The sequence below is a fragment of the Candidatus Competibacteraceae bacterium genome, from assembly GCA_016699715.1.
Classification (GTDB): domain Bacteria; phylum Pseudomonadota; class Gammaproteobacteria; order Competibacterales; family Competibacteraceae; genus Competibacter.
The window spans coordinates 2,658,836-2,671,349 of the sequence record CP065007.1; the positions used below are offsets into that span (position 1 = coordinate 2,658,836).

13 protein-coding genes are annotated in these 12,514 nt (G+C 61.1%); 5 read left to right on the forward strand and 8 right to left on the reverse strand.

Features of this window, described 5'->3' with window-relative positions:
• Positions 1-27: 27 nt before the first annotated feature.
• A complete protein-coding gene (locus IPM89_11930; GenBank protein ID QQS53577.1) occupies positions 28-645 on the reverse strand; it encodes a tetratricopeptide repeat protein in 618 nt (205 codons plus the stop codon).
• Here IPM89_11930 and IPM89_11935 point away from each other — a divergent pair.
• The 3 genes from IPM89_11935 (at position 637) to IPM89_11945 (ending at position 3,868) form a co-directional block, all read left to right on the forward strand.
• Positions 637-2,112, forward strand: coding sequence for a M48 family metallopeptidase (locus IPM89_11935; GenBank protein ID QQS53578.1), 1,476 nt, complete (start codon positions 637-639; stop codon positions 2,110-2,112). The genes IPM89_11930 and IPM89_11935 overlap by 9 nt on opposite strands.
• Positions 2,113-2,216: 104 nt before the next feature.
• Positions 2,217-2,816, forward strand: coding sequence for a hypothetical protein (locus tag IPM89_11940; GenBank protein ID QQS53579.1), 600 nt, complete (start codon positions 2,217-2,219; stop codon positions 2,814-2,816).
• Complete coding sequence (locus tag IPM89_11945; GenBank protein QQS53580.1) at positions 2,813-3,868, forward strand: class III poly(R)-hydroxyalkanoic acid synthase subunit PhaC; 1,056 nt, start codon at positions 2,813-2,815, stop codon at positions 3,866-3,868. Before IPM89_11940 ends, IPM89_11945 begins: the two co-directional genes overlap by 4 nt.
• Before the next feature lie 49 nt (positions 3,869-3,917).
• Here the strand turns inward: IPM89_11945 and phaR are convergent, their stop codons facing one another.
• The 4 genes from phaR to IPM89_11965 form a co-directional block, all read right to left on the reverse strand.
• The gene (phaR, locus tag IPM89_11950; protein ID QQS53581.1) at positions 3,918-4,487 is read right to left on the reverse strand and encodes a polyhydroxyalkanoate synthesis repressor PhaR; all 570 of its coding nucleotides are present in this window, start codon (positions 4,485-4,487) and stop codon (positions 3,918-3,920) included.
• Positions 4,488-4,537: 50 nt separating this feature from the next.
• Positions 4,538-5,281 (reverse strand): acetoacetyl-CoA reductase, encoded by a 744-nt coding sequence (gene phbB, locus IPM89_11955; GenBank protein QQS53582.1) that lies wholly within the window; start codon positions 5,279-5,281, stop codon positions 4,538-4,540.
• A gap of 31 nt (positions 5,282-5,312) precedes the next feature.
• The gene (locus IPM89_11960) at positions 5,313-6,494 is read right to left on the reverse strand and encodes an acetyl-CoA C-acetyltransferase (protein ID QQS53583.1); all 1,182 of its coding nucleotides are present in this window, start codon (positions 6,492-6,494) and stop codon (positions 5,313-5,315) included.
• A 287-nt stretch (positions 6,495-6,781) separates the two neighbouring features.
• Positions 6,782-7,792 carry an esterase-like activity of phytase family protein gene (locus tag IPM89_11965; protein ID QQS53584.1) on the reverse strand — a complete coding sequence of 337 codons (1,011 nt, stop codon included), beginning with the start codon at positions 7,790-7,792 and terminating at the stop codon, positions 6,782-6,784.
• A 93-nt stretch (positions 7,793-7,885) separates the two neighbouring features.
• Here IPM89_11965 and IPM89_11970 point away from each other — a divergent pair, with 93 nt between their 5' ends.
• Positions 7,886-9,196, forward strand: coding sequence for a phenylacetate--CoA ligase (locus IPM89_11970; protein ID QQS55898.1), 1,311 nt, complete (start codon positions 7,886-7,888; stop codon positions 9,194-9,196).
• Between the two features lie 29 nt (positions 9,197-9,225).
• Here IPM89_11970 and IPM89_11975 read toward each other — a convergent pair whose 3' ends face one another.
• Both IPM89_11975 and IPM89_11980 read right to left on the reverse strand, forming a co-directional pair.
• On the reverse strand, positions 9,226-10,320 hold the full coding sequence (locus IPM89_11975; GenBank protein ID QQS53585.1) for an AI-2E family transporter: 1,095 nt from the start codon (positions 10,318-10,320) through the stop codon (positions 9,226-9,228).
• Positions 10,317-10,895 (reverse strand): CDP-alcohol phosphatidyltransferase family protein, encoded by a 579-nt coding sequence (locus IPM89_11980; protein QQS55899.1) that lies wholly within the window; start codon positions 10,893-10,895, stop codon positions 10,317-10,319. The genes IPM89_11975 and IPM89_11980 overlap by 4 nt, the downstream gene beginning before the upstream one ends.
• A gap of 193 nt (positions 10,896-11,088) precedes the next feature.
• Here IPM89_11980 and IPM89_11985 point away from each other — a divergent pair, with 193 nt between their 5' ends.
• Entirely contained in the window at positions 11,089-11,622 is a 534-nt protein-coding gene (locus IPM89_11985; GenBank protein ID QQS53586.1) for a zinc ribbon-containing protein, read from the forward strand.
• A gap of 209 nt (positions 11,623-11,831) precedes the next feature.
• On the opposite strand, the gene IPM89_11990 is transcribed toward IPM89_11985, so the two are convergent.
• Positions 11,832-12,434 carry a hypothetical protein gene (locus tag IPM89_11990; GenBank protein QQS55900.1) on the reverse strand — a complete coding sequence of 201 codons (603 nt, stop codon included), beginning with the start codon at positions 12,432-12,434 and terminating at the stop codon, positions 11,832-11,834.
• Positions 12,435-12,514: the final 80 nt, after the last annotated feature.

Genomic DNA, 12,514 nt, shown 5'->3' on the forward strand with positions numbered 1-12,514 from the left:
CCGGTTCGATGGTGGCGGAATCCGGATTCATTGCGCCATCGCCTCCAACAGCGCCCGCAGAAACTCGCGAGTTTGCTGGCGGGACGGGTCGTCCGGCGGCAACCGCTCGCGCGCCTCGCGCAGGGCGCCCACCCCAAGCCGTACCTGCACCAGGCCGAGATTGTGCAGGGTTCGCGCATCGTCGCGGCGACGCAGCGCCTCCCGATAGGCGCGCTCCGCCACATCCAGCCGTCCCTGTTCGGCGTAGAGATTGCCCAACTGGAACCAGGGACCGGCTTCTCGTGGCTGCAAACGGGTCAGTTGCAGATAACACCCTTCCGCCACGTCCCAGCGCCCGGTCGCGTAGGCTTGCAGCGCGCGTTCCTCGATGAAATCCGCATTTGGCGACGACGCGGGCACCGGCGTGGCCGGCACCGCCCGATCGTCTGACGAACGCAACGTGGCGGCTTCCGGGCTGGTCGATGCGCCTTGCATGGTGGCGCAACCGGCCAAAACCATGCAGTAGACCGCGACCAACGAAATCCGGCGTGGCATTTGGGTGGGCCTCTCCGGCGAACGGTGTATTAGGCACGATTTTGTGGAACGAGCCGCGCATTCCCAAGTCTTATTGTAAATTCGCCGCCAGTCAAAAACTCCATGTCCCATCGTTTACTTCCCCTGATCTTGAGTCTGTCGCTGGGCGCTTCATTCGCACCGGTGGGCGCGCAATCCATCCTGTTGCCGGATATGGGTGATCCATCGCGGGTGTATTTCGGCGCCGACGACGAGCAGCAAATGGGTCTGCAAATCATGCGGCAGCTCCGTGCGCGCGGGGTGGTACTGGACGATGTACAGTTGAACGAGTACCTCGATTCCGTGGGTCAGAGCATCGTGACCTACGCCGATCAGAACGGCGTGCCATTCACTTTTTTCCTGGTCCGTAACCCCAGCATCAATGCGTTTGCCCTGCCGCATAACTTCATCGGCATCAATACCGGCCTGTTGTTGTCCACGCAACGGGAGGACGAACTGGCGGGGGTCATCGCCCACGAAATCGCCCATGTCTCGCAGAAGCACATCGTTCGCGCCATTGCCGACATGAAGCGGCTAACACTGCCACTGGCGGCGGCGATGGTGGCCTCGGCGGCGCTGGCGGCGGCCAGCAGCCAGGCCGGTCAAGCGGCCATGGTGGGTGCCATGGCCGCCAGCGCCCAGCATCAAATCAGTTTTACCCGCGCCAACGAACAGGAGGCGGACCGCATCGGCATGCAACTGCTGGCCAAGACCGGTTTCGATCCTCGGGGCATGAGCGATTTCTTTAGCAAACTGGAGCGTATGTCCAGTGGCGAGGCTCGTAACCAAGTTCCCGAAATGCTGCTGACTCACCCACGCCCGGAGAGTCGCGTCGCCGATACTCAGGATCGAATCGAGATCCCGCCGCTGCGGCGCACCACCCCCCGCGACCGCAAAGCCTACGATCTCGCCAAGGCCCGGGCACAGGTGCTGGCGACCGAGGATACCCATACCCTGATCAGGGAATTGGAAACCCTGTTGGCCAAGGGCGGTACATCCGACCAAACCGCCACGCGCTATGCTTACGCGCTGGCACTGCGTCAGGCTGGCCGTTATGATGAGGCCCGACAACAGGTGGCGCGCCTGGTCGGCGGCGACCCCGACCGGTTGGCCTTTCGAGTCGAGGCGGCGGAAATCGCGCTGGCCCAAGGCGACCGGCAACAGTCCTGGCGGTTGTTCGAGGAGGCCCGCAAGCTCTATCCGGATGATTTTACCTTGGCCATGCACTACGGCCGCGCTCTGGCCACTCAGGGCGATCCGAAGTTGGCGATGCGCTTGCTGCAACCTCATCTGCGCCGCCATCCCAACGATCCCCTGCTGTATGCAAGCTATGCCCAGGCGGCGCAGCGGACGGGCGACATGGCGGCAACCCATGCCACCATGGCTGAATACCACTATCTGAACGGCGAACTGCTGCCCGCCATCGAGCAATTGGAACTCGGTCTCCGGAATCCTGGCCTGTCACCGAATCGGGAAGCCCAGTTGCGCGCCCGGCTCAAGCAGTTCAGGGCGGAAGCCATTGCCCTGGATCTACCGGTTCCCAAGCGGGCTTCGCCCTGAATCGTGGAAGTCAGCCGGGCCCATGTGACGCCCTGCACCGATCTGATTGACCCACTATACTTAGGTCATATCAACACTACCATCCAAAGAATTTCTTCCTGCCCATGACTGATCGAAATTCCACTGCCGAGCCGGGCATGTTCGATGTCGAATTGTTGCTCAAACAGGCGCGCGCCTATCTGGCGTTCGGCGAGCAAATCCGCCAGTTCGCCGAACAGTCCCCGAACGCCAGCTCTCAGCCGACCGACTGGGACACTACGCTGCGCCAGCATTTCGACCGATTCAAGGCGGCGGTTGCCCAATCGACCGAGGATTCGAACATCGATCCCGATCTGACCCGTCTGTGGACGTTGACCCTGGAAAGCTGGCAGCAGTCCGCTGCGTCCTTGGGCGTTTCCGCCATCGCCCCTCGCGCTGGCCAGAGCGCCGATACTTGGCAGACCTACCAGCAGGTCCAGGGCGAGTATTTCGAAGTGCTGCGGCAGTCGGCCATGGTCGCGCTGGATCTTATGGAACAACGGCTGCGCGAACGCGCGGCCTCCGGCGAGGTTGCCGACAGCCTGCGCGAATTGTTCAATTTATGGGTGGATTGTAACGAAGAAACCTACGGCCGAATGCTGCGTAGCGCCGAGTACAGTGAACTCAGCGGCCGTTTGCTGAACGCATTGCTAGGCTGTTGCACGCGCGGAGAAGCTACTTCATGATCGGTCTGACATCCGAACGGATTGCCGAGGAACTCCAATCCTTCAGCGCCAAGCTGGCCCAGGGTGGTCGGGCCTTGCACGATTTAGGCGAGATCGAGACCGGCGTATCCCCTCGGGAGGCGGTCTATCAGGAAGATAAGCTGACGCTGTATCGCTATCGGCCCCGGGTGGAAAAGCCGCACTCGGTGCCGCTGCTCATCGTCTACGCCCTGGTCAACCGCCCCTATATGATGGATTTGCAGGAAGACCGTTCCATGATCCGCGGTTTGTTGGATGCCGGTCTGGATGTCTACCTGATCGATTGGGGCTACCCGGATGCCGCCGACCACGAATTGAGCCTGACGGACTATATCCATCGCTATATCGATCATTGCGTGGACGCCCTGCGCGAGCATTGCGGGCAGGATGCGATCAACCTGCTGGGAGTCTGTCAGGGCGGCACCCTTAGTCTGTGCTTTTCGTCGCTCTATCCGGAGAAGATTCGCAACCTCGTCACCATGGTGACCCCGGTGGATTTCCACACGCCGGACAACCTGTTGACCCACCTGATCCGGCATGTGAACGTGGATTTATTGGTGGATACCCTCGGCAACCTGCCGGGCCAGTTGCTGAATTTCACCTTTTTGTCGCTCAGCCCGTTTCGGCTGGCCGGGCAGAAGTATGTGGACTTGACCGATATCCTCGATGATGCCCAGGCGCTGCGGAATTTTCTGCGGATGGAAAAATGGATTTTCGATAGCCCGGACCAAGCCGGCGAGGCGTTCCGCCAGTTTGCCAAGGATTTTTTTCAGCAGAACAAGCTGATCAAGGGCGAAGTGAGCATCGGTGACCGGCGGGTGAATCTGGGGAACATCGTCATGCCGGTGCTGAATGTATATGCCGCTCAGGACCATCTGGTGCCGCCCGCCGCTTCCAAGGCTTTGGCGGGATGCTGTGGCAGTCGGGATTACTCGGAGTTTTCCTTCCAGGGGGGGCACATTGGCATTTACGTTAGCAGCCGCGCCCAACGCGAAGTGCCGCCGGCCGTCGCGACTTGGTTGCTGGCGCGTTAGAAAAAGCGCTGTCGGCCACGCACGGCATGGAATCCAGAAAGGGTATCCATCAATTTTTGCTGTCTTTCCGCGCCTTCCTGGGCTTTTCCGGTTCGCTGCTTGCCATTGAACCGTCGGCTCGGGCGACTTGCTGGGAGAGGGTGGCTAATTCGCTGACCGTCTCCGGTGGGGTGTAGGGTGTCTGGAATCGTTCGTTGACGCTTTTCCACAACGAGAGGTTGTGCTCCACCAGTTCGGTGATCATCGCCAGCGGATTCTTGCCGATCAGTGTGCGCATCTGCTCCCGAAATAGGTGCTGTTGGTCCACGAACGCCTGCAAGCTTTTCTCCAGATAGTTGCCCATCATGCCTTGCAGGGTGTCGCCGTAGAAGCGGATGATGTGCGCCAGTACTTCCGCGGTAAAAATCGGATTGCCCTGCTCTTCCTGTTCGCTGATGATCTGCAACAGAATCCCGCGGGTGATATCGGTATTGGTGCGAGCGTCGATGACATGGAACTCGGCGCGTTCCAGCACCAGTTGCTTGACATCCTCAAGGGTGATGTAGCTGCTGATGGCCGTATCGTAGAGCCGACGATTCGGGTACTTTTTGATGGTGCGCAGTTCGCTCATGGCGGGCATATAAAAGCGGCGCGGCGCTGGCCGGAAAGCGAGCGCCGCGCGGTTCAGGGCTAGCGGAAGTAGAGACCGCCGTTAACGGTGACATCTTCGCCGGTCAGGAAACCACCGTCCTCGGCAGTCATGAAGGCGACGGTGCGGCCGATTTCGGAAGGCTCGCCCAGACGGCCGACTGGAATGGTCTTGACGATGGACGCCAGCACGTCTTCCCGGATAGCCCGCACCATTTCAGTGCCGATGTAGCCGGGCGAGATCGAGTTGACGGTGACGCCCTTCTTGGCGCATTCCTGAGCCAGCGATTTGGTGAAGCCATAGACCGCCGCCTTGGTCGCTGAATAGTTGGTCTGGCCGGCCTGGCCCTTAATGCCATTCACCGACGAGATGTTGACGATGCGGCCCCAACCCCGTTCCACCATCTTTCCGTAGACCTGCTTGGTCATGTTGAACATGCTGTTCAGGTTGGTGTTGATGACGGCGTTCCACTGCTCCGGTGTCATCTTGTGGAACATGGAGTCGCGGGTGATGCCAGCGTTATTGACCAGAATTTCGATCGGACCGACTTCCGCCTCGATCTTCTTGCACGCTTCGGCGCAGGACTCGAAATCGGTGACATCGGCCAGATAGACCGGAATGTCGAGGCCCTCGGCCTTGCGGTCGGCCTTCCATTTGTCCACGGCTTCCTGGCTGAGGCCGTTGTAGTCGACCGCGACGGCGCGGCGGCCCTGTTCAACCAGCGCCTTACACATGGCCGTGCCCAGACCACCGATACCACCAGTAACGACTGCGACTCGAGACATTAGAGACTTCTCCTCGGATTTTTGGTTGGAATCAATCGCGTTCGACGGCCAGAGCAACGCCCTGACCGCCGCCGATGCACAGGGTCGCAAGACCCTTCTTGGCGTCACGACGGACCATTTCGTGCAGCAGGCTCACCAGAATGCGGCAGCCGGAAGCGCCGATTGGATGGCCCAGCGCGATGGCGCCGCCGTTGACATTCACTTTGCTGGTGTCCCAGCCCATTTCGCGGTTAACGGAGATCGCCTGAGCGGCGAATGCTTCGTTGGATTCGACCAGGTCAAGTTGGTCCACCGTCCAGCCAGCCTTGCGCAGGCAGGCGCGAGAGGCCGGGATCGGACCTGTGCCCATGATTTTTGGATCGACGCCGGCCTTGGCGTAAGCAGCGATGCGCGCCAGTGGCTTAAGACCGAGGTCGTGGGCGGCGCTGGCGGTCATGACCACGACGGCGGCCGCGCCATCGTTGATACCGGAAGCGTTGCCGGCGGTGACGCTTCCGTCCTGTTTGAAGGCTGGCCGCAGCTTGGCCAAGCTGGCGGCGGTGGTTCCCGCTCGTGGGAACTCATCGGTATCGAACACGATCGGCGCACCCTTGCGCTGCGGGATCTCGATCGGCACGATTTCGTCCTTGAATTTGCCGTCGCGAATCGCGGCGGCGGCTTTGTCTTGGGAAGCGGCGGAAAAAGCGTCCTGCTCCTCGCGGGAGATACCCCACTGGGCGGCGACGTTCTCGGCCGTGATCCCCATGTGGTAGTGGTTGATGGCGCAGTGCAGTCCCTCGTTCAGCATCGAATCCATCAGCTTGGCGTCGCCCATGGTGGTGCCGCGGCGCGAGCCGAGCAGGAGGTGCGGGGACAGACTCATGCTTTCCTGACCGCCGGCGATCACGATCCGATTGTCGCCGTCACGGATGGACTGATAGGCCAGATGCACGGCTTTCAGACCACTGCCGCAGACCTTGTTGATATTCAGGCAGGGCACTTCGATGGGTAGTCCGGCGTTCAGCGCCGCGGTGCGGGCCGGGTTTTGGCCGGTGCCGGCGGTCAGCACTTGGCCAAGGATCACTTCGTCGATTTGTTCTGGCTTGATCCCGGCTTTCCCGAGCAGATCCTGGATGATTTTGGCGCCCAGAATGTTGGCTGGGATCGTCGATAGTGAACCCATGAAGTTGCCGATTGCGGTCCTGGCGGCGGCAACGATGACCACATCTTCCATCGAGTTGACCTCCGGATAGCCCTATTTGTGTTGAAAATCGCCATGCGTTGGCGAGAGGCGACTTGCGCCGCGCACCAGCAGCATCATACGGATGCAAAAAATAAAGAAGTTAGTGAGAGGAACGTTCAACGCGGTAACGATGCAATTTGCGACTGGCGACAATGGCGGGAACCTTACTCTCGACTGATTTGAGCGCAACATATTGGCGCTTGCCATAATTCTTGTCAACCGATTCTGGCATTGCAGCATCGCGTGGTTGTGCGGCATTGGCATCGGCCTCAAGCGGTTCAAGGCGAGCTGGATCGTGGGGTGGCGGGCGGCAGTTCGAAATGCACCAGTAGGGTTGTCTGCCACGAACTACAGTTGTCGTCGCTAATCATGAAGAACCGTCGGTCCCGATAGCGGGTCAAGCCTTCGAAATTGTCCAGCAGCCAACCTTGGCTGCTGTCGAGGACCACCACATCGGTCACCGTTAACGGTGTTTCTCCTCCCACCGGCGGCAATTCGGTGCGGCGCAGACTGATGATCAGAGGCCGCAGGGGGGCGACGAAAGCGCGTTCCAGCGTCAGCAGACCGCCGTCAGGCAGTGCTTCCATGGCAACCAGCGCGCTGCCGGGCGCGGACCCGAGCGGATAACTCCAGAATCGGCCATCGCCGGCGAAGAGGCGTATCCGGCCAGCCGGGTCGTCGCGCAATGGTGCCTCGGTTCCGGTCAGCACGCCCCAGCGCGGATCGATGGTCACCGCTTCCAGCGCTTGGTTGATATCGCGGTAGTTGCGCAGGTCGCGCAGGAGAGCGGGTAAGGGTTCCTCGCCCCGCCATTGGCCGGTGGGGCTGTAACGCACCACGCGCGGTCTGATTTCGAACGACACCAGCAGTTCAGTATCGCCTGGCGTTCGGTTATCACCGTTGCGGATCGCCAGGCCCTCGGCATCGTCGAAAGGCGGCCGGACTGGTTGGTCGGATACGTCCAGCAGCGGATAGGCGGCCACCACTTGCACTCCGGTCAGTATCCCGCGCGGGTCGAATTCCGGCCGCAAATGGAACAGTCCGCCGATGTCGGAGATGGCGTACAACAGCCCCGCATCCTCGTCCCAGGCCAGGTCGGACAGGCCGCACAATTTCAGGCCATTGAACTCGGCGCGGGTTAATCGCAGCGCACCGAGCCAGCGAATGCCTGCATGGGTGTCGCCGGGACCGGACCGATCGGCGAGCGTGATGGGCGTTGCCTGGAATTCCTGGGCGCAAGCGCTTTGCAAGATGAAAATCAGTACGAGAACCGGGAACGAGCGGAACATGTGAACTCCAGCGCGGCGGTGGGGCGACGGTCAGGGCGCTCATGCTACCATTTCAGTACCGTATTCAATAAAGGCGAGGCAAGGGCCAACAGCATGAAGGTACCGGTCTGGAATCCGGCGGTTGAGTTTCTGGATCGGGAGGCGCTTGAGCGTTTGCAACTCGCCAATCTACGCAAAACCGTGGCTTGGGCGCTGAAAACCCCCTTTTACCGACGGCGGCTGGCCGAGGTTGGCTTGCACCGTCCCGAGGACATCGCCAGCCTGCGCGACCTGCGCGGCATCCCCTATACCACGAAGGAAGATCTGCGCGAATCCTACCCGCGTGGCCTGCTGGCGGTCGAACTGGAGCAGGTGGTGCGGTTGCATACCTCCAGCGGCACCACCGGTATGCCGACCGTGATCTACCACACTCAGGCCGATCTCGATGCTTGGACCGAACTGGTGGCCCGCTGCATCGTCGCCACCGGCGCCAGCCGCCGTGACGTGTTCCAGAATATGACCCATTACGGGTTATTTACCGGCGGATTGGGCCTGCATTACGGCGCCGAGCGGGTGGGGATGCTGGTGATCCCGGCCAGTTCCGGTAACACCAGCCGCCAGGTTCAGTTGATGCGGAATTTCCAGACCAGCGTGGTGCATGCCACGCCCAGCTATCTGCTGCATCTGCACTCGGCGCTGGCGGGTGAGGACATCGATACCAATCCGCCGAGCTTGCGCAAGGCCTTCATCGGCGCCGAACCACATTCGGAAGAAACCCGCCGAAAGATCGAAACGCTATTTGCAATCGATGCCTACAACTCTTACGGTTTGAGCGAGATGAACGGTCCCGGCGTGGCGTTCGAATGCCTGTACAAGACCGGCCTGCATCTGTGGGAAGACGCCTACCTGCTGGAAGTGATCGATCCTTGCGGCTTGTGGCCCTGCGCCGAGGGGGAAACTGGCGAGATCGTGCTGACCACGCTACAGCGGCAGGCCACGCCGTTGCTGCGCTACCGTACCCGCGATCTTTCCCATCTGGTCGGTGGTCACTGCCCCTGCGGGCGTGGTCACCGCCGGTTGGCGCGGATCAAGGGTCGCAGCGACGACATGCTGATCGTCAACGGGGTCAACGTCTTCCCGTCGCAGATCGAGGAAGCGCTGATGAAGGTGCCGGAAGTCGGCACCAATTATTTGATTCAGGTCGAGAAGCGCGGGGCGCTGGACCGGCTGGCGGTCAAGACCGAAATCCACGCCACATTGTTCGCTGGCGATGCGCGCGTGCTGGGCGACTTGCGCGAGCGCATCGCCGAACGGATCCGTGCCGCCATCCTGGTCAAGCCGTCGGTCGAACTGCACGCACCGGGTAGTCTGCCAGTATCCGAGGGCAAGGCCCGACGGGTGCTGGACCTGCGACCGGCGTTCTGAACGGGGAGAGGACGGGAAGATGGGGCGGCTCAGTCACTGTAGAAGATGCTCCTGAGATACTCCTCATGGGCGTGGCGCAGCACCACCGCGATCACCGCCGCCACCGGTAGTCCCAACAGGACGCCGAAGAAGCCGAACAGATGACCACCGGCCAGCACCGCGAACAGTACCGCCACGGGGTGCAGGCCGATGCGATCGCCGACCAGCTTCGGGGTCAGCACGAGATCGCTGATCAACTGGCCGACGCCGAAAACGATCAGCACCGGAACCACGCTCAGCAGGCTGTGGTATTGGAGAATCGCGGCGATGCTGGCGACGCTGGCGCCGGTGATCAGGCCCAGATAGGGCACGAAGCTCACCAGCCCGGCCAACATGCCGATCAGCAGTGAGAATTGCAGCCCGATGACCGCCAGCCCCGTCGAATAGATCGCCGTCAGCGCTCCCATGACCACGAACTGACCGCGCAGGAACGCACCGATCACCTGATCGGATTCTCGCGCCAGTGTGCTGATGATCGGTTCGATGCGCCGCGGCAGCAGGTCGTGAACCCGGGCGACCAGCAAGTCCCAGTCGCGCAGCAGGTAAAAGGTGACCACCGGCACCAGCACCAGGTTGGCCAGCCAGGTGAAAATCGCATCGGACGATTCTCGAAATGAATGCAACAGCCCAGCGGCCAGATCGCCGATATCATCGGCGTATTTGAGCAGTTCCACGCGCAACTGGCTGAAGTTTAACAAGTCTGGGTCGACACCCAGCGTATCGCGCAACCACGGCAGAATGCTGGCGTTGAACCCGTCGATATAGTCCGGCAGCCGGTGCAACAGTCCCTTGAACTGATGGGTGAGCACCGGGATTACCAACAGCAGTAGTAGCAACAGGCCGAGCACGAGCGCGCCGAATACCAGGCTGACCGCCCAGGATCGCGACAGCTTGCGCGCTTCCAGCCGGTCGATCAGCGGGTCGCCCAGGTAGGCCAGCAGAGCGGCGAGCAGAAATGGCGCCAACACCGGTGCCAGCAGGTACAGCAGAACGGTGGAAACCGCGATGACGATCAGCCAGAAGCGTGCCCGAGACGGATCGGGAAGTTTGGGCTGTTGGGGGGCGGGCTGCTTTTCGAGAGTCATGGTGATGGCGGCGGTCGGTTGGGGGGATGATGGCGCTGACGCCAAGCACTGCGGCCCCAGTATCCGACATAGGCCATGCCGCTCCAGACGGTGGTCAGCGCGGTCAGGCCGATCAGGGTTTCCAGCAGCCATGCTGGCAGCGGCATGATCCCGTGGTTGGCGACGACCGCAAGCACCAGCGTCAATTGCAGCAAGGTGTTCAGTTTGCTGACCATCAGCGGCGCGGCCCGAAAGCGCGCAATCAGAAAATGATAGCCGATCGCGCCGCTGACGATGAGGGCATCCCGTACCAGTACCAGCATGACCAGCCAGCCCGGCAGTTCATGCAGCCAGCCCAGCGCCAGGATCGCGCCCAACAGCAACAGTTTGTCGGCGATGGGGTCGAGGACACCGCCCAGCTCGCTGGTCCAGCCATAGTATTTGGCCAGGAATCCGTCCAGCGCGTCGGAGACGCCGGCGATCACGAACAGCACTAGCGCCGCGCTGTGGCGTTCCTCCAGCAGCAGCCACAGAAAAGGCGCCACGAGCAGGATCCGCAGGCCGGTGATGAGATTGGGAATGTCGTGGGGTTTCACAGGTAACGGTGCCATGTCAGCGCCGCCCGTTCCTCTTGGAGGCTGCGCGTGCTCGTTGGGGTTCGAGCACTGTATTTAATAAGCATAACTTAACTGAATCCCATCAAACAGCAAGCTGGAAATACGACTAGAATGAGGAAGTCAAGCGAGCGACAGCCCCGTTCCGGGAGAACCGGATGGAGGAGATACGATTATGACCGAACCTACGCAAACCAGTCGCCTGGTTCAGGCGTATGACCGCATGATGGAGCGGGTGAAAGTCCGTCTGGAAGAACTGGAACAAGCCGAGCAGGAGGCACTTCCGCAACTGCGCGCCAGTATCGAGCACGCAGCGGAAAAGGCCGTGGAGCTGGGCGAATTGACCCGCGAGGAAGCCCGCTTGATCGGCGGCTATCTGAAACGCGATCTGGAAGATGCCGGCCAGTATCTGACGACCACCGGTCAAGATTTACGTGCTTGGCTACGGTTCGATCTGGAGTTGCTTGAAGACCGCCTGCTGGATTTTTTTCAGCGCGGCGTGGATCAATCGCGGCTGGATCTATTGGCGTTCGAAGCGTCGGCGGAGGAGGTGGAGACCGAGCGGTATCACAGCGGCGAGATTACCGGACCCGGTACTCTGTACTGCGAAAAATGTGGGAAATCGATGATCTTTCTCGCCAGCGCGACGATCGCGCCTTGTCCGGCTTGTGGGGGCACGGACTTCGTGCGCGTGACCGAAGAATCGTGACTATCGCGAAGTAGGTATAAACCCTGATTGATCTGTCAATCGTCCCGATTTACCGCTTGGCCGGATTGTTTTTAACTAAGCACCGCTTAAGCCGGTTTCTACAGCGAAGCGTGTTTTAAGCTCAATATCCTGTACTTTGACCGCCGGCCGGATCTGCTGGCGGTTTTTTTATGGCCGCCGCTGATGAAAATTGCCGGCTCGAAGAGCAATCAGATTGGTCTCGGTGCCGCTAGTGGCGGTTCGCAACGGCCCAGTTGGGCACGATAGCGGGCAGCTTGCCGGCTGACTTGGCGGGCTCGCTTCATCAACCACGGTTTGTTCCAATAGCTGCCTCTGGCAAAACCGCCCTGACCTTCGTGATAAGCCAGGTACTGATGGTAGACATCGTGTTTGGCGACACCGTTGCGGCGCGCGGTTTCACTGACATACCAGCCGATGAAGTCCACGGCGTCATCGAACTGGTCACGGTCGGCGCCGTGGTTGCCGGTCGCGGCGATGTAGTCGCCCCAGGTCCCATCGAGTGCCTGGCTGTAGCCGTGGGCGGAGGAAGGACGAGGGCCGGGAATGAAGCCGAGATACCAGGTGCGGGGCGGTCGGGCGTCGGCCTGGAAGGCGGATTCCTGGTGGATGATTGCCAGCAGTATTGGCAGAGGCACGTCCCAACGCTGGCTGGCGGCGGTGGCGTCGGCGAACCAAGCTCCGTGTTGGTCGAAGATGGCGCAGGCATCGTCGATATCGCGCGGGGGCGCGGTGGCGCAAGAAGCCAACAGCAGCAGGCTGCCGAGCACGGTGAAGCTCCCGCCCCAGACCATCCGTTCCCGCAACGGTAACGCGGCCCACCGGCGCGCCACTCCAGTAATCCGGGCACGCCAGGTGGGTGGGAATGCAGCGC